Below are 18,347 nucleotides of genomic sequence, written 5' to 3'. Positions count from 1 at the left end.
TCAGTGCCAGATAGCCAGGCCCACCAGGCTCACAATCACTAACCCACACAATGAACTTGTCAGAATGAACTGGCGCCGCACACGTTCACAACGGCGAATAAATTCATCATCATGATGGTCTGAATACCGCTTAGCATAAATGTATCTTACCAGGCGCATTTGTTTGCTGGGTTGACCATGTGATGTGAAAAAGCCACCACCATCGACATACTGATACAGTAAAGGATCACAACCTCGTAGCACCACCAGTAACGCACGTAACGATGAGAAGTAACGCGCCATATTGATGACACATACGACACACAACGCCCAAAACAACGCAATGGTGCTGATCATACATCCTCCCCGGCGATTTTCCGGCCACTCCGGATAACATCGCTCCCCAAAACAGACAGTCAGCAAAAGGGTCAGTGAGCTAAAGGCACCCAGCCATAATAAGTTTATCGGCTTGCCTTATTAAATAGTGTAGGTCGCAGGTGGTTTTTTTTTCCATACAACAAACCGATAACAACTGCACAAAACAGGTAATTGATTGTTATATATCAACCTGGCGCAAATTGACTGCGCGCCTGTCGCGCTATAATGTAGACAGGAATTCAGTACCTGAGGTCATTACGCTGGAAGTCGTTCCCGTAAACCAGCTTTGCTGATACGGGCACACAGGAGACCAAAATTGCCTGGGTTGTTCTCCTGTCCATGTGTTCATCGACAGCTTATGGAAGGAATAACATTATGGCTTACAAACATATTCTGATTGCGGTAGATCTTTCCCCGGAAAGCAAAGTTCTGGTTGAAAAAGCGGTCTCCATGGCCCGCCCATATAATGCGAAAATTTCGCTGATCCACGTCGACGTAAACTATTCAGACCTGTATACCGGTCTTATTGATGTGAATCTGGGTGATATGCAGAAACGTATCTCCGAAGAAACCCATCACGCACTGACAGAGTTATCTACGGGCGCAAACTACCCAATTACTGAAACCCTGAGTGGTAGTGGAGATCTGGGCCAGGTTCTGGTGGATGCCATTCGTAAATATGACGTTGACCTTGTGGTATGCGGCCATCATCAGGACTTCTGGAGCAAACTGATGTCTTCAGCGCGCCAGCTTATCAATACGGTTCATGTTGATATGCTGATTGTGCCGCTCAATGACGACGACGAAGAATAAGAGCAGTAAGCACAGCGCAGGCACTCTGTGCGGTAAACACAAAGCACACCCTTGCCAACGCGGCAAGGGTGTTTCATTTCAGGCGTGTGGTGTGCCGGGGTAAATATCAAAACGGTGGTTTTTGGTGGTGATAGCCGAACGGGTTTCGACACCCGCCAGCGCCGGTGCATAATCCGGGCGTTTCACGACCACCCGCTTAGTTGCCAGGCGTTGTGCCGGTGCCAGAAGTGCATCAGCATCGTCATCAGCCCCAACCAGTGACTGAAACACCCGCATCTCTTTTTTCACCAGCGCACTTTTTTGCTTATGGGGATACATCGGGTCGAGGTAAACCACCTGCGGGCGGGGTTCCAGCCCTTCCAGCGCTGTCAGGCTCGAACCGTGAATCAGTGCCAGCCGTTCCCGCAGCCAGCCACCAATTTCCGGGTCCTGGTAACCACGATTCAGGCCATCTTCCAGTAAAGCGGCCACTACCGGATGACGTTCCAGCATCCTTACATGGCAGCCTACAGAGGCCAGCACAAAGGCATCGCGTCCAAGCCCTGCCGTCGCATCCACCACATCAGGTAAATACTCGCCTTTCACGCCAACCGCCTTTACAACCGCTTCCCCTCGCCCACCGCCAAACTTGCGCCGGTGAGCCATCGCGCCAGCGACAAAGTCGACATAAATACCACCGAGCTTTGGCTCATCCCGCTTGCGTAATTCCAGTTGAGAAGCGGTCAGTACCAGTGCCATGGCGTTATTTTCATCGTGGGTTAGCCCCCAGCGCGCCGCCAGAACAGATAAGGCGCCGGGATCGGCGCCTGTTTCAGCTAACAAACATATGTTCACGGTTAACTTCAGCCCTGAATGCCGTAATGGTGCAGCATGGCATCCAGTTGTGGTTCACGGCCACGGAAGCGTTTGAACAGTGTCATCGGCTCTTCGGAACCGCCACGGCTTAAGATGTTATCCAGGAAGGATAAGCCTGTTTCACGGTTGAAAATACCCTCTTCCTCGAACCGGGAAAACGCATCCGCTGCCAGGACATCGGCCCACAGGTAGCTGTAATAGCCCGCAGCATAGCCGCCAGCAAAGATATGGCTGAAGGCATGCGGGAAACGCCCCCACGCCGGAGAAGGCACCACAGCCACCTGTTTTTTGATTTCTGCCAGTGTTTCGAGAATTTTTGCCCCCTGTTGCGGAGAAAACTCAGCATGCAGGCGGAAATCAAACAGGCCAAACTCAAGCTGGCGCAGAATAAACATTGCTGCCTGGTAATTTTTCGCCGCCAGCATTTTATCCAGCAGAGACTGTGGCAGCGGTTCGCCGGTTTCGTAATGGCCAGAAATAAATGCCAGCGCTTCCGGTTCCCAGCACCAGTTTTCCATAAACTGGCTTGGCAGCTCAACAGCATCCCAGGGCACACCGTTGATTCCGGAAACACCCGCGGTATCAATACGTGTCAGCATATGGTGCAGGCCGTGCCCGAACTCATGGAACAACGTAGTGACTTCATCATGGGTAAACAGTGCCGGTTTGCCATTCACCGGGCGGTTAAAGTTACAGGTCAGGTAAGCAACGGGTTTTTGCAACGAACCGTCGGCTTTACGCAACTGGCCCACGCAGTCATCCATCCATGCGCCACCCCGTTTGTGCTCACGGGCATACAGGTCGAGATAGAAACTGCCGCGCAGGTCGCCCTGCTCATCATAGAGCTCGAAGAAACGTACATCCGGGTTCCATACGTCCACATCATGGCGTTCTTTCGCGGTAATGCCGTAAATGCGTTTTACCACTTCGAACAGGCCATTTACTGCCTTGCTCTCCGGAAAATAGGGGCGCAGCTGTTCGTCGCTGATACTGTAGAGGTGCTGTTTTTGCTTCTCGCCATACCAGGTGAGATCCCACGGGTTCAGTTCATCCACACCATAATGCTCACGGGCGAAAGCGCGCAATTGCGCCAGTTCCGCTTCACCTTGTGGGCGCGCGCGTTTGGCTAAATCGGTCAGGAAATCCAGCACCTGCCCGGTGTTTTCTGCCATTTTGGTTGCCAGAGATTTCTCGGCATAACTACCAAAGCCCAGCAACTCCGCCAGCTCGTGGCGCAACGCCAGGATCTCCTCCATGACTGGCGTGTTATCCCACTTACCGGCATTTGGCCCCTGGTCAGAAGCACGCGTGCTATAAGCGCGGTACATCTCTTCACGTAACGCTGCGTTATCACAATAGGTCATTACTGGCAGGTAGCTCGGGATATCCAGCGTCAGTAACCAGCCTTCCTGCTCTTTCGCTTCTGCCTGAGCTTTGGCGGCTGCCATTGCGCTTTCCGGCATCCCCGCCAGTTGGGATTCATCGGTAATCAGTTTGCTCCAGCCCATGGTGGCATCCAGCACATTATTGCTGTAGAGCGAACCCAGTTCAGACAACCGCGCTGCAATCTCACCATAGCGTTTCTGTTTGTCTTTTGGCAGCCCAATACCGGACAATTCAAAGTCTCGCAGTGCGTTATCCACTGCTTTTTTCTGTGCCACGCTCAGGCTGGCGTAATGTTCGCCATCGCGCAGGTTGCGATACGCCTGGTACAGGCCTTCGTGCTGCCCAACCCAGGTGCTGTATTCGGATAACAATGGCAGCGTTTGTTCATATGCTGCACGCAATTCCGGGCTGTTTTTGACCGAATTGAGGTGGCTTACCGGTGAGAAAATCCGCCCCAGCCTGTCATCGGTTTCCGCCAGAGGCTGGCACAGGTTATCCCATGTCCAGGGCGCGCCATGCGCCACCACCTGCTCAACTGCGGCACGGCAGGCATCCAGTGCATCGGTCACGGCTGGCACAACATGTTCAGGCTTGATTGCAGAAAACGGAGGAAGAGTAAAATCGGTAAGTAATGGATTGGTCATAGCGCAGTCCCAAATAAAGTGAGGCGTGTTTCCACACGCACTCTGGTGTTCCTGAATGGTCCACATCTCAAATAACCCAGCAGCCTGGTGAGCTACAAATCACTGGTATTATCAGGATATACATTAAGGTATAGCATGGGGGCGTAACCTGCTCATTTCAATGCTGGCCCGCACCTTTCCCGTCGCTACCACTTTTCCGGTATACTGAGTGATTATTGTCAGACATCCTGGACTCCCGCAATCATGCTTAGTTACCGCCACAGCTTTCACGCTGGCAACCATGCCGATGTGCTAAAACACACGGTTCAAAGCCTCATCATTGAGTCGCTTAAAGAAAAAGAAAAACCGTTCCTGTACCTGGATACCCACGCCGGAGCCGGGCGCTATTTGCTTAACAGTGAACAGGCGGAGCGCACGGGTGAACACCAGGAAGGGATTGCCCGCGTGTGGGACTGCCCGGATTTGCCTGAAGCCATGGCACCCTATATCAACGTAGTTCGCCAGCTGAACACCAACGGCAACCTGCGCTATTACCCGGGTTCCCCACTGATTGCCCGTGAGTTACTGCGCCCGCAGGACAGCCTGCAACTGACTGAGCTGCATCCCAGCGATTACCCGCTGTTACGTACAGAATTCAGCAAAGATGACCGTGCGCGAGTGGCGCGCGGCGACGGTTACCAGCAACTGAAAGCAAAATTACCGCCCGTTTCACGCCGTGCTCTGGTGCTGATAGACCCGCCTTACGAAATTAAAACGGATTACCAGGCAGTGGTAGAAGGTATTGCCGAAGGCTACAAACGCTTCGCCACTGGGGTGTATGCGTTGTGGTACCCGGTAGTACTGCGCCAGCAAATTAAACGCATGGTCCACGCGCTGGAAGAAACCGGCATTCGCCGTATTTTGCAAATCGAGCTGGCTGTGCGTCCGGATAACTCTCATCGTGGCATGACAGCATCAGGTATGATAGTGATAAACCCGCCGTGGAAGCTGGAAGTGCAAATGGCAGAAATTCTGCCCTGGCTTCATGGCAAACTGGTGCCGGAAGGTACTGGTCACACGGCACTGAACTGGATTGTGCCCGAATAATCACTGATTGGAGTGATTGGTGGCATCATTGCAGGTCCAAACGGATACTGTTGGCCTGTTTTCACTGCGCAGGCATAACCGCGCACTAAACTAAGGAACCCCATGAGCAAACATTACGACTACATCGCGATCGGCGGCGGCAGCGGCGGTATCGCATCCATTAACCGCGCCGCTATGTACGGCCAGAAATGTGCCCTGATTGAAGCAAAAGCGTTGGGCGGAACGTGTGTGAACGTGGGTTGTGTCCCCAAAAAAGTGATGTGGCACGCCGCGCAAATCGCAGAGGCCATTCACCAGTACGGCCCGGATTATGGGTTTGATACCACAGTGAATAACTTCGACTGGCAAAAACTCCTTGCCAGCCGTAGTGCTTATATTGACCGTATTCATGCCGCTTACGACTCGGGTTTATCAAAAAACAAAGTCGATGTGATTCACGGTTTTGCCCGTTTTGTTGATGCCAAAACCGTAGAGGTCAATGGCGAAACTTATACGGCAGACCACATTCTGATTGCCACAGGCGGCCGCCCGAGCTACCCGGAAATTCCTGGCGTGGAATACGGTATTGATTCCAACGGGTTCTTTGAGCTCAAAGCACTGCCCAGACGGGTTGCTGTGGTGGGTGCCGGTTATATTGCCGTAGAAATTGCCGGTGTGCTGAACGGGCTGGGTGCTGAAACCCACCTGTTTGTACGCAAACACGCACCACTGCGCAGCTTTGACCCAACCATCGTGGAAACGTTGGTTGAAGTGATGGCCGCCGAAGGGCCGCAACTGCACACCCAGGCCATTCCCAAATCGGTGCAGAAAAACAGCGATGGCAGCCTGACACTGCACCTTGAAGATGGCCGCAGTTGCGAAGTTGACTGCCTGATTTGGGCCATTGGCCGTGAACCGGCGACAGATACCTTTAATTTGGCCGTTACCGGCGTGGAAACCGATGCAAAAGGCTACATTAAAGTGGATAAATGGCAGAACACCAGTGTGCCAGGTATCTATGCTGTGGGCGACAACACCGGCCATGTCGAACTGACACCCGTTGCCGTTGCTGCTGGCCGCCGCCTGTCTGAACGCCTGTTTAACAACAAGCCCGATGAGCACCTGGATTACACCAATGTGCCTACCGTCGTCTTCAGCCATCCACCCATTGGTACTGTCGGGCTAACCGAGCCACAGGCGCGTGAGCAATATGGCGACGACCAGGTGAAAGTGTATAAATCCGGTTTCACCGCTATGTATACCGCGGTAACACAGCACCGCCAACCGTGCCGCATGAAGTTAGTCTGCGTGGGAGCAGAAGAAAAAATCGTTGGTATTCACGGCATTGGTTTTGGTATGGATGAAATTCTGCAAGGCTTCGCTGTCGCCCTGAAAATGGGTGCCACCAAGCAGGACTTCGATAACACTGTTGCCATTCACCCAACAGCGTCTGAAGAGTTTGTGACGATGCGTTAAAACACGGTCTGAGTCTTACTGTTAAAAAAGCGTTCAGCCACACACTGAACGTTTTTTTTTGACTAATTAATAATATCCCACCTGATATTTTTTAATAAAAACACAACACCTGCGCAGACCTGAGAGAATAATTAACTCCACAAGTCATTCCCCCAGCCACGGAAATAAGAAAAATAAATCAGAATATTCTAAGCAATCCATTCATATAAAAAATGATATTTAACGCGCACCCATAAAGACGGGAAATAATTTTAATTCTCTTTTAATTGCGTATAATGGCCAAATAACCACCAGGTAAATACTTTTATTTACTAAGACATTAATGTAACGCTTACCGATAAACACAGGATCGTGATGAATAGTGAGAATGGATGCAAATTTTGCCGCCGTTATGGCCTGCCGCTGTTACCTGTCCGCCCGTCTGTTATGGAAGAGAGTGACTGTCTTCCTCCGCTTCCCGGTAATATTTCAGTTCCGGTTGATCCAGAGAGTGGAGCTGTTTATACCACCCGGCTGTTGCGCCAGGGTTTTTTGTATATTTGGGCAGAACAGTTCCGGCGCTGGATCAATTATTATGTAACAGATGGCAATTATTTTTACCCGTTACCCGAAGATGGCAGTGTATTACCACGCATTGCCAGTGGCGAAATAACTCCCTGTATCACCCGCCCACAAGAACTGGCAACTGCTTCATTAATCACACTACCAGTAAGGCATGGCGGCATGCCCAATGGCATATTCTGGTTTGCCTGGTCAGAAGAACAATGGACGCCCGCAGTGCGCCAGCAACATGAGGATGCCGCCTGGCGCAGCCTGCATATGCAACCCTTTGATATGGACGCATGGCTTATCACTCGTGGTGGGCAGCAGGCGGTACCGCTCAGCCAACTTACCGGCACAGTCGCAGAATATTCCCCGGCATTACGCAACAGTACACTAAAAAAATGGGCACCTTCCCCGCTGAAAGCACCGGGCTCCCACTCGGCGGCAGACTTGCACCAGGCCGCTGAAACGCTGAGTGCAGGCAACGGCGCTATTCTGGTACTCCCCGACCCGGCAGGCATCGCTACTGAAATATCAGCACTGGCGCACCATAAAATGGCCGAAGCAATTAATAGCGACCCGAAACTACAACGAGATACCGCATTGTATGTAATGGTTAATAACCTGGAAGAGTCAATGCGTAACTATTTTTACATGTACGCTAAGGAAAGTGACTCTCGTAGCGAACAAAAATTACGCTATGGCTGGCATTCTCCGGCTGGCCCACAAATACCCATGCCTAAACTTGCAGACGAAATGCGCCGAGTCAGTGATGGCAGCCGGGCAGGAAGGGTAGATAACACCTGGCAGAGAAATTATGAGAAATACATTGACCGTGAACAGGTTGATGCTTTTGGCAAAGAGTTTGATGCATGGTTGTTAGCATTTAATGAGCAGACTCTTGTTCCCCTTACCCGCATGTATCTTGCCTGGCTAAAAAGCCCGGAAATGGTGAGTTATTTTATCCAACACTTTGATGCCACCTGTGCCCGCAGTGGCGCACGCTATATTGATACGGTCCACAAAGTACTTAAAGGCATGGAGGACAAAGGCGGTGTTATTGAGCTTATCAATGAGCAGTTAAATCATGCTGACCTGACCCGGGGAAATTATATTCAACGGGCCGCATTTTTTAACAACGATAACTGGATTGAGCAAGTAAATGCCAGCCTCCAGGTCAGTGGGCAGGACTGGTGGTTTGATGTCAGTTGGGACAGACTGGGAGATGCCGCAGCGGCATCCAGCGGTCAATATGCTCCCGCCATTTTATCCGGGCTGGAAAAGCTTAGCCTGCTTTGGTCAAACGCCATGATGAAGTCCATTGATCTGATGCTGAAAGCCGTACCGGTGCGTTTTTCTGTCGCCATGCTGGCCATGCAGGGCAAGGCGTTTTCTGTGGTAACGGCTGCACCGGGCACCAAAAACTTTGTCAGGGCCATGACTATCGGCATGGGTGAGTTGCTGGAAATGAGTGGCAGAAGTGGTGGCAGGCTGTATTCCGCTATGCAAAAAATGGCAGACAAACTGGTCGCAGACCTGCCTGAAACCAGTTCAAAACGAATGGTGCTGCCAAGAATTATCGATGTGGGTGAAGTGGCTAAGTTACGCGAAATGCCAGTCAAGGAACGGCTGGCGAAACTCAATACCGCACTGCTGCGAGAAGATGAACTGGCGCGGAAGCTGTTTCCACGTTCTCTTGGTTCAACACTGGCACATATTCAGGGCCAGTCTGGTAACAAGCTTGCCGAGAAAATAACGGTAAACGCCGTAAAGTGGGGCGGCACATCATTTTCGGCTTACTTCCAGTGGGTGGTGCTGTTTAAAGGGCTTAACGAAAGCGGCCTCCCGGCGACATCGGAAGAACAGGCCCGTCTGGTTGCCAATGCCAGTATGGCGGTGGCGACATCTGCAGAGTCACTCCGAATGGTTCTGGCACCATTGGCAATGCTGGAGATGCCCTCCATTCCTGCCAGAATCAGAGATTTCGTTCTGAGAGTAGCGGGGCATAATTTCTGGAAATGGCTGGGGTTTGGCGGAGGAGCGTTGTACTCAGTAATAGAGATAACAGAGGGTGTATCTGATTTTGAGCGGAAAAAATATGATACCGGTATTGCCCACCTGCTAAATGGCGCTGGTGTGGGGATAATCACCATCAATACCAGTAAGGACATTATAGTCCGTTTGCTGCTGGTTATGAGGGTGTCCTCATTAGCAATCAGCGGCTCAGCCCTGGCCGCCATCTTCTTTAGCAAGGCCGCGCTCTTTATCGGCATACTGCTGGTGATTGGCTCCGGTATCTGGCTGGTAAGCCAGAACCGCAACAATGTGCAAACCTGGTTACTCAGTACCAAATGGCGGTGTATCCCGCCCGGGGAAAAGAAAATTCCTGCTATGTTCCCCAACAGCCAAATGGAACTTGAGGCTTATAGCGCCCTGTTCAGTACAGGGAGGGAAGCATGATTAATCAGTTTAAACGCACACCTTACGATCCTTCATTCCGGTTTTATACCACTTTTAGCAAGCTCAGTGATGACAGCGTACTGAAAGTCTACTCACAGACTGAAGGCAACCCCGATGTGAAGGCAGTGTCCGGGTTTGACAGTGTGGTACGCCTTAATTCCACCTATATGGAAATGGTGGACCGCTGCTATGACTATCGGGGAGGAATGACCCTGTTAGGTGGATTTATCTTTAGTCTTACATTTATACTTAACTTTCTCATCCCGGTTTATAAAATGATCTGGCTGGGAGCGTTTGAATTAGCCGGTATTCTTATCATGGCTGTGGTGTGGGTGGTATTGATATTACCCGTATCACTTCTGTCATATAAGGTATTACTGGCCGAGATGTTTTTCAGCACCTACTACCCCATCCGCTTTAACCGTAAAACAGGCATGGTGTATATCTGGCAGGCCGGTGGAAAAGTGCAGACCATCCCCTGGCGCGATATCCGTTTTGTCCTCTACGAAGAAAAGAAATTTCGTTCAAAAGAGTGGTCCCTGATTGGCTGCCTCACTGCCGAAGACGGTAATACCGTTACCCAGGCGATTCCGCTATCAATTAATTTAGACTGGACCCCGGAAGTTATTGATATGTACTGGGAGTTTATTCGCTGCTATATGGAAGAAGGCGACGAATACCTGCCGGACCTGGCCGATACCATTCCCTGGTGCCCGCCCGTTGACCAGCAAAAAGAGGGCTGGCTGTTTGGCCTGCTCTATATCAGCAAACAGCCTGTCCGTATTGGCTTACTGGTCAATTTCCCCCTGATACCCATTTTTCTGGCCGTCAGCCTTGTGCGCTGGCTGGTGATGCTCACCAGTAAAATACCGCGCTGGCCTGCTGACATCATGGCGGCCTGCCAGGTGGCTGAAAACGACCCGGTCAGTAAAGGCCCGGAAGACAACCCGCCCCAACTCTGGCGCCCCATGCTCGCCATGCAGGGCAAAAAGCGCCATGCACGCACGTTTGCCAAAGAAACCAGTGCCATGGACCGCATTATTGCACGCCTGAAAAACCAGTATGGCGGCGAAAAATAATGCAACACTTCACTCTCCCACCAACCGGCAAAGGAAATGCCCATGATTAATCCCTTTGAACGTGTATCCGCCGACCCCTCATTACGGTTTTATACCTCTTTCAGCAAGCTCAGTGATGACAGCGTACTGAAAGTCTACTCGCAAACTCAAAGCAACCCCGATGTGCGAGGAGTGTCCGGGTTTGACAGTGTGGTACGCCTTAATTCTACCTACCTTGAAGTAGTGGACCGAGGCTATAACTGGCGAGGAGTAATGACGCTCGGAGGGGGAGTTATCTTTAGTACCGCATTTATTATGTGTTTCCTGATTCCTATTTATGAAATGATCTGGCTGGAAGAAGTTGAGTTAATCGGTATTCTTATCATGGCTGTTGTATGGCTAATCTTCGTGTTACCCATCTCATTCTTTTCATATAAGGCATTTATCTCTGAGATATTTTTCAGCACCTACTACCCCATCCGCTTTAACCGTAAAACTGGCATGGTGTATATCTGGCAGACGGGCGGTAACGTGCAGACCGTACCCTGGTGCGATATGCGTTTTGTTCTCTACGGAGAAAAAGGACAATGTTCAAAAGACTGGTCTTTGATTGGTTGCCTAACTGAGAAAGACGGCAATACCATCACCCAGATCATTCCGTTATCTGTTGAATTAAACTGGGGTAAGGAATTTATCGATGCATACTGGGAATTTATTCGCTGCTATATGGAAGAAGGCGACGAATACCTGCCGGACCTGGCCGATACCATTCCCTGGTGCCCGCCCGTTGACCAGCAAAAAGAGGGCTGGCTGTTTGGCCTGCTCTATATCAGTACACAAGTTTCCAGAATGGGATGGTCAGTTCATATTCCCCTGATACCCCTTTTTCTGGCCGTCAGCCTTGTGCGCTGGCTGGTGATGCTCACCAGTAAAATACCCTGCTGGCCTGCTGACATCATGGCGGCCTGCCAGGTGGCTGAAGACGACCCGGTCAGTAAAGGCCCCGAAAACAACCCGCCACAACTCTGGCGCCCCATGCTCGCCATGCAGGGCAAAAAACGCCATGCACGTACGTTTGCCAAAGAAACCAGTGCCATGGACCGCATTATTGCCCGCCTGAAAAACCAGTATGGCCTTCAAGAGCGTAATGACTAATTACCGGCGTTCGGTACCAGCATAAAGTAAAGGCAGGACAATTAAATTGCCTGCCTTTACTGCACCATGCCCACTACTGGCACAAATGCTTCGCATGCCAGGCGATATGCTCACCAACAAACGTGGCGATAAAGTAATAACTATGGTCATACCCGCCCTGCAGGCGAATCGTATGCGGCAGGTTTTGCTGTTCACAAGCGGTTTTTAACAACCCGGTTTTCAGTTGCTCTTCATAGAAGTTATCGCCCAGCCCCTGGTCCACCAGCAGGTCTTTCACCCGATGGCCGCTGTTGATTAACGCCACCGCGTCATACTGCTGCCAGGCTGCCCGGTCTTCCCCCAGGTAGGCGGAGAACGCTTTCTCACCCCAGGGAACCTGTGTGGGAGCAACAATGGGCGCAAAGGCAGACACACTGCAAAAGGCGTGCGGGTTGCGTAATGCCAGCACTAACGCACCATGCCCACCCATTGAGTGACCAGACACACTGCGTTTATCCACTACCGGGAAGGAAGCCAGCACCAGCGCATGCAGTTCATTAAGCACATAGTCATACATCTGGTAATGGGGCTTCCAGGGCGACTCGGTCGCATTGAGGTAGAACCCGGCGCCCTGCCCTAAATCCCAGGCAGCATCATCGGCAACGCCTTCACCGCGGGGGCTGGTATCTGGTGCTACCAGCACCACACCATGCTCAGCGGCATAACGCTGCGCACCTGCCTTGGTAATAAAATTCTGCTCGTTGCATGTCAGCCCGGAAAGCCAGTACAGCACCGGGCAAGGAGCCTGGCTTGCCTGAGGAGGCACAAATACCGCGAACTGCATGGCACAATTCAGGGTGTGCGAATCGTGGCGCCACACTTGCTGTAAACCGCCACACACCCAGTGTTCTTCAACTTTTTGCATCCGTTTTCTCCTGTTTCCGTGATGTCAGCAGCCGGCGGGAGGCTGTTAACCGCCCGCCAGACAGGTGCATTAATCGTAATGAATAACAGAACGGATAGATTTCCCTTCATGCATCAGGTCGAAAGCAGTATTGATTTCGTCCAGCGGCATCGTGTGGGTGACAAACGGTTTCAGTGCGATTTTACCGCGCATTGCATCTTCAACCATGCCAGGCAGCTGGCTACGCCCTTTCACCCCACCAAAGGCAGAGCCTTTCCACTGGCGGCCGGTAACTAACTGGAATGGGCGAGTAGAGATCTCCTGGCCCGCGCCAGCCACACCAATAATCACAGACTGGCCCCAACCACGGTGTGCACATTCCAGCGCAGCACGCATCACTTTTACGTTACCAATGCATTCAAAAGAGTGGTCAACACCCCAGCCGGTCATTTCAATGATCACGTCCTGAATGGGCTTATCGTAATCGTTAGGGTTGATGCACTCTGTGGCACCGAACTCCTTAGCCAGCTCGAATTTAGCCGGGTTGGTATCAATAGCGATAATCCGCCCGGCCTGCGCCTGGCGTGCGCCCTGCAGAACCGCAAGACCGATACCGCCCAGGCCAAACACAGCCACAGAATCACCCGGCTGAACTTTAGCCGTGTTATGTACAGCACCAATTCCGGTAGTCACACCACAACCTAACAGGCACACCTGCTCATGGTTGGCCTGCGGGTTAATTTTTGCGAGAGAAACCTCAGCCACAACAGTGTACTCACTGAATGTGGAGCACCCCATGTAGTGATAAACCGGTTCGCCATTATAGGAAAAACGGGTAGTACCATCTGGCATCAGCCCTTTACCCTGAGTGGCGCGTACAGCCGTACACAGGTTGGTTTTACCGGATTTACAGAACAGGCACTCGCCACATTCTGCAGTGTACAGTGGAATAACGTGGTCGCCAGGCTGCACACTGGTCACCCCCTCACCCACTTCAACCACTACACCGGCACCTTCGTGGCCCAGTACAACCGGGAAAACCCCTTCCGGATCATCACCAGAAAGCGTAAAGGCATCGGTATGGCAAACACCGGTATGGGTAATTTTGATCATCACTTCGCCTGCACGCGGTGGAGCCACATCCAGCTCAACAATTTCCAGCGGTTTACCAGGACCAAAAGCAACAGCGGCACGAGATTTCATGTAGGAACTCCACTTATCAAAAAGGCACAGCGTAGCGCTGCAAAACAGCCCGGATATCGTTATTAATGGCTGCGACACAAGAAAGGATAGCCAGGCTATCGCATGATGAGGGGAGTATAGAACATATACCCCTACCGGGTATATACATTACAAGAGAAGCATTAACAAAAAGAATACAACATACTTATATTTAAGGAAAATTATTTAAAATAAGAGCGCACAAGCTTTGCCAGCTCATCAATATCAGCCCCATTTTCACTCTCCTCACGCAGTTTCCCGGCAAATTCCTCACGAATATAACTGTCCAAAATTTCGGCCATCAGGCTGTTCATTGCCCCACGCACAGCGGCCATTTGCATCAGTATTGGTGCGCAATCGGCGCCTGCTTCCAGTGAACGTTGAATGCCTTCGCACTGCCCCTGAATACGCTTAATACGGTTAAGAGCACGTTTTTTATCTTCAGGTGAATGTGGCACAGGCTCTCCTATACGGGATGGGGGTATATTGAATGTAGTCTAACACGGAATTACTGACCAGCGAGTTTTCTGTTCACACCAGAAATAAACGTTGCGTGATGTGGCGCCCGCTGGTTGCCGGGCGCACTGCCACTAACTGTGCCGCCACTGAATAGATGCAGGCAGGCGTCGCTGGTGTGGTGTGGGCTCCTGGTTGTCTACTAACTGCGTGATCATTTCAAAACAGTCACCCGCCAGTTGGCGGCAATCCTGTTGAATGGTATCGATGCGCACTGAAAGAGAATCATACAGGTAGTGGTCATCGAAACTGGCCAGGTAAATATCACTGTCCAGCAAATTATGCTGGCTCATATAACGCAGCACCCCTTCGAGCAAACCACAGGCAGCAACGAACAAGGCCTTCGGCGGCCTTCCCAGCCGGGCGCACAGCGTGGCAAACATTTCATAACCGCTGCTGGGGTGGTAATTACCATGAATAATCCATTCCGGGCGCAGTTCCACACCAGCCTGTTCCAGCCCTTTACAGAACCCCTCCAGCCGGTCTTTGGTTGGGGACAAACGCGGCTGCCCGCCAAGGAAATAAAACTCGTCGGCATACTTACCTGCCACCCGGGCAACCAGCTCCGCTGTGGGCGAGACAGAATCAGTCATTACCAGTGGCAGGGTGGTGTCACTCATATGGCGGTCAAAAAGTACAACCGGTAACTGCTCACTCAGTTTTAGGTAATCCGCATCGTTGAGCATGCTGGAAGCCACAATGATGCCATCCACCTGGCGTGCCACCAGGTTACTCACCACCACCGCTTCCTGGCCGGGGTTTTCATCGGTACAAGAGATAAGCAACTGCAACCCGGCTTCACGGCACAGGGTTTCCAGTTCATAAGAAAAAACAGCGAAGCCGTAGTTGGTGATTTCCGGCACCACCAGGCCCAGAGTGTGGCTGCGGCTGTCGCGTAGCAGGCGGGCGTGAATGCTGGGTTGGTAATGGTGTTGCTGGGCAACAGACAGCACACGTTCGCGTGTTTCCTGTGCAACACGCAACTCCTTGCCCCGGCCATTAAGCACCAGGCTGGCAGTCGCTTTCGAGACACCTGCCAGGCTGGCAATATCACTGATGGTAATACGTTTGGTTTTTCTCACGGCAGCGAATTGGTTGATGTAAAACCCTATTCTACCATGCAGGCGCGTAACGACCAGTAGCGTACCTGCAGTTCTGCTTCGCCGGAAAAAGAGAGTGTGGCAGGCTGCGCCGGGAAATAACGGCTACTCATCACACCTTCACCCTGATTAATAAAAATCTCAATGCTTGAATGGTCGCACAGAATCTGCAACCCGGTGGCTGGGGCATCCCAGTAACGGTACTGCCACTCACCGTTTTCCAGGCTACGCCGGGCGAGGCATAATTCACAGTCACTCCAGGTCAGCACCAGGTCGTCATTGCCAAAATGCAGGGTGGCACTCTTCCCCGGGGGACGGGTCAACAAGATCTCCAGCCGCTCAGCTGGAATTTCGGGAGCCTGCGACGCCAGCCCTTGCCAGCCAGATTCCGTTTCGCGCAACATCTGCAATTCAGTTACCGGCTGTTGGAATAACCGCCCTTGCTTCAGAGAAAGCTGGCGCGGGCAGGTCATCTGGTGGATCCAGCCATTTTTCACCGTTGGCTGCAGCATCTCTTCGCCATCAGGAACGCCCATCCAGCCAATTAACAGCCGCCGCCCGTCTTCCGCCAGTGCAGTTTGTGGGGCATAGAACTCAAAACCGGCGTCCAGCTCTGCCAGTGGGCCATGGTGGAAAGTTGCGCCGTCTGCCTGCAGGGTGCCGCACAACCATGTTACAGGGTAAGTATTCAGAAAGCGTTTTTCCTGCTTTGTGACACCCTGCGGGCAGGCGATTAACACATCCTGCCCATCGAGGTGAAACAGGTCCGGGCATTCCCACATATAACCTGCTTCGCCCAGCCCCCCCAGGCCACTGCCAGCAATTTCACCGGCCAGCGTCCAGTCAGTGAGGTTACCTGAGTGGAATAACAGCACCTTGCCTTGCTTTTGTTTATCCTGCGCTCCCAGCACCATGTACCAGGTTTCACCCTGCCGCCAAACTTTCGGGTCGCGTACATGCCCGGTATACCCTTCAGGCAACGCCAGAACCGGGCCCGTTTTATCAAACCCGCCCTGGGCATTTTCTACCGCCAGGCACTGCCAGGCAGTACGGCTGCCGTCGTCAAACTTTACGTTACCGGTGTAGCACAGGGTTAACTGGCCCTGGTTATCCACAGCACTGCCGGAATAACACCCACTGCGGTCATAGTCTTCCCCGGGGATCAGGGCGATGGGAGCATGCTGCCAGTGCACCAAATCCTGCGAACGCCAGTGCCCCCAGCTTTTATTCTGGTGGCTGCAACCTAAAGGGTTCCACTGGTAGAACAAGTGGTATTCACCCTGAAAATGGATAAACCCGTTTGGGTCGTTCATCAGCCCGGTAACTGGCGCAAGGTGCCAGCCCGGGTAGTGGGGGTCTTTCAGTGCCCGGGGCTGGCCCTGCATTACTGCCTGCAAAAACGCAGGCAGTAGAGAAGAAGAAGTCATTATTGTGAGTCCGTTTTGTATTTCAGTAACAAGGACACCAGGAACGCACTGGCAAATGCGATAGCCATCCCAATAATATAATTGAGCAAAGAACCGGCCTGCACAATTGCCATCCCCGGCAGACCTGTCAGGCCTACCGCAGTCATGTAAACATGCACGGAAACCACCCACGCACCACCCAGCGCACCACCAATCAGCCCGGCAATAAACGGCTTCACAAAGCGCAGGTTAATCCCGAAGATAGCCGCTTCAGTAATACCCAGGATTGCGGAAAAAGCGGAAGGGAGAGTGATGGCTTTAATTTTTGCATCGCGGGTTTTAAACCACACTGCAAGGCAGGCACCGCCCTGAGCCACATTGGACATTGCCCAAATGGGCAACAGGAAGTTGACCCCAACAGACGGGTTACCTAACAGACCGGCTTCAATGGCGTGGAAACTGTGGTGAATACCGGTAATCACAATAATAGAATAGAGCCCGCCGAAGACTAAACCTGCCAGCCACCCGGCGTGGGCTATCAGGGTGGTGAGGACGAAAGTAATGCCGTCACCCAGTGCGCGGCCTGCCGGACCGATAAGCAACAGCGCAACAAAACCCGAGATAATCACTGTCAGGAAAGGAGTGAGAATAAGGTCCAGTGCATCCGGAATCACCCGGCGTAACTGTTTCTCCAGCATACTCATAAACCACACCGCCAGTAATACCGGGAACACGGTACCCTGGTAGCCAATCATTGCTATTTCCAGGCCGAAGAAATTCATGGTATGGAAACCGGCAGCCACACCCCAGGCATTAGTGAGCGCAGGGTGAGTCAGTATCCCGCCAAGGGTGGCCCCCAGATATGGGTTGCCGCCAAACTCACGGGCTGCGGTAAAACCGATTAAAATTGGCAGAATGATAAAGGCTGCTGAGCTGAACATATCCAGCATGATATACAGCGCGTTATCGGGCTGAACCCAGCCGTAGGTTTTCACCATCCCCAGAAGCCCCATCAACAAACCAGAAGCAACAATGGCAGGGATGATAGGCACAAAAATATTGGATAACAGGCGGGCAATACGCTGGAAAGGATTTAATTTTTTGGCGGCCAGTGTCGCTGCTTCTGATTTGCTGGATTCACTGACTCCGGCAACGGTAACAAATGCGGCATAAACCTTGTTGACTACGCCAGTGCCAAAAATAATCTGCAACTGCCCGGCATTGCGAAAACACCCTTTTACACCATCAACTTTCTCAATAGCGGATGTATCGGCTTTGGCGTCATCAGCCAGAACCAGCCGCAGGCGTGTTGCACAATGAGCCGCACTGGCGATGTTTTCCTTGCCGCCGATCAAGGGGAGTAATGATCGGGCAATCTGTTCAAAGTCCATGATGACCTCTGTGTTTAT

Annotated in this window: 15 protein-coding genes; 6 read left to right on the top strand and 9 right to left on the bottom strand. The window is 52.0% G+C overall.

The window, feature by feature from the left end:
- Entirely contained in the window at positions 1–336 is a 336-nt protein-coding gene (uspB, locus tag A9B99_RS12045; protein WP_064597785.1) for a universal stress protein UspB, read from the bottom strand.
- A gap of 396 nt (positions 337–732) precedes the next feature.
- On the opposite strand from uspB, the gene uspA reads away from it, so the two are divergent.
- The gene (uspA, locus tag A9B99_RS12040; protein WP_064597783.1) at positions 733–1,170 is read left to right on the top strand and encodes a universal stress protein UspA; all 438 of its coding nucleotides are present in this window, start codon (positions 733–735) and stop codon (positions 1,168–1,170) included.
- A 78-nt stretch (positions 1,171–1,248) separates the two neighbouring features.
- Here uspA and rsmJ read toward each other — a convergent pair whose 3' ends face one another.
- Positions 1,249–2,004 (bottom strand): 16S rRNA (guanine(1516)-N(2))-methyltransferase RsmJ, encoded by a 756-nt coding sequence (gene rsmJ / locus A9B99_RS12035; protein WP_064597781.1) that lies wholly within the window; start codon positions 2,002–2,004, stop codon positions 1,249–1,251.
- 8 nt (positions 2,005–2,012) lie between these two features.
- Entirely contained in the window at positions 2,013–4,055 is a 2,043-nt protein-coding gene (prlC, locus tag A9B99_RS12030; protein WP_064598059.1) for an oligopeptidase A, read from the bottom strand.
- A 243-nt stretch (positions 4,056–4,298) separates the two neighbouring features.
- Between prlC and A9B99_RS12025 the strand changes: the two genes are divergently transcribed.
- From A9B99_RS12025 to A9B99_RS12005, 5 genes are all read left to right on the top strand, one after another.
- Positions 4,299–5,141: a 23S rRNA (adenine(2030)-N(6))-methyltransferase RlmJ gene (locus A9B99_RS12025; protein ID WP_064597779.1), complete on the top strand. Its 843-nt coding sequence runs from the start codon at positions 4,299–4,301 to the stop codon at positions 5,139–5,141.
- 102 nt (positions 5,142–5,243) lie between these two features.
- Entirely contained in the window at positions 5,244–6,596 is a 1,353-nt protein-coding gene (gene gorA, locus A9B99_RS12020; protein ID WP_064597776.1) for a glutathione-disulfide reductase, read from the top strand.
- 354 nt (positions 6,597–6,950) lie between these two features.
- Entirely contained in the window at positions 6,951–9,599 is a 2,649-nt protein-coding gene (locus tag A9B99_RS12015; protein ID WP_064597774.1) for a T6SS effector BTH_I2691 family protein, read from the top strand.
- Complete coding sequence (locus A9B99_RS12010) at positions 9,596–10,678, top strand: DUF6708 domain-containing protein (protein WP_064597772.1); 1,083 nt, start codon at positions 9,596–9,598, stop codon at positions 10,676–10,678. Before A9B99_RS12015 ends, A9B99_RS12010 begins: the two co-directional genes overlap by 4 nt.
- Positions 10,679–10,720: 42 nt before the next feature.
- Entirely contained in the window at positions 10,721–11,812 is a 1,092-nt protein-coding gene (locus tag A9B99_RS12005) for a DUF6708 domain-containing protein (protein ID WP_064597771.1), read from the top strand.
- 73 nt (positions 11,813–11,885) lie between these two features.
- Here the strand turns inward: A9B99_RS12005 and fghA are convergent, their stop codons facing one another.
- The 6 genes from fghA to A9B99_RS11975 form a co-directional block, all read right to left on the bottom strand.
- The gene (gene fghA, locus A9B99_RS12000; RefSeq protein WP_064597769.1) at positions 11,886–12,716 is read right to left on the bottom strand and encodes an S-formylglutathione hydrolase; all 831 of its coding nucleotides are present in this window, start codon (positions 12,714–12,716) and stop codon (positions 11,886–11,888) included.
- 69 nt (positions 12,717–12,785) lie between these two features.
- Positions 12,786–13,898 (bottom strand): S-(hydroxymethyl)glutathione dehydrogenase/class III alcohol dehydrogenase, encoded by a 1,113-nt coding sequence (locus A9B99_RS11995; protein WP_064597767.1) that lies wholly within the window; start codon positions 13,896–13,898, stop codon positions 12,786–12,788.
- 200 nt (positions 13,899–14,098) lie between these two features.
- A complete protein-coding gene (locus A9B99_RS11990) occupies positions 14,099–14,374 on the bottom strand; it encodes a metal/formaldehyde-sensitive transcriptional repressor (RefSeq protein WP_064597765.1) in 276 nt (91 codons plus the stop codon).
- 132 nt (positions 14,375–14,506) lie between these two features.
- Complete coding sequence (locus tag A9B99_RS11985; RefSeq protein ID WP_064597763.1) at positions 14,507–15,514, bottom strand: substrate-binding domain-containing protein; 1,008 nt, start codon at positions 15,512–15,514, stop codon at positions 14,507–14,509.
- 26 nt (positions 15,515–15,540) lie between these two features.
- Positions 15,541–16,959: a sucrose-6-phosphate hydrolase gene (locus A9B99_RS11980; protein ID WP_064597761.1), complete on the bottom strand. Its 1,419-nt coding sequence runs from the start codon at positions 16,957–16,959 to the stop codon at positions 15,541–15,543.
- The gene (locus tag A9B99_RS11975) at positions 16,959–18,329 is read right to left on the bottom strand and encodes a sucrose-specific PTS transporter subunit IIBC (RefSeq protein ID WP_064598054.1); all 1,371 of its coding nucleotides are present in this window, start codon (positions 18,327–18,329) and stop codon (positions 16,959–16,961) included. Before A9B99_RS11975 ends, A9B99_RS11980 begins: the two co-directional genes overlap by 1 nt.
- Positions 18,330–18,347: the final 18 nt, after the last annotated feature.

This window comes from Mangrovibacter phragmitis (genome assembly GCF_001655675.1).
GTDB classification, from domain to species: Bacteria; Pseudomonadota; Gammaproteobacteria; order Enterobacterales; family Enterobacteriaceae; genus Mangrovibacter; species Mangrovibacter phragmitis.
This window is presented reverse-complemented; position numbering and strand designations above follow the sequence as displayed.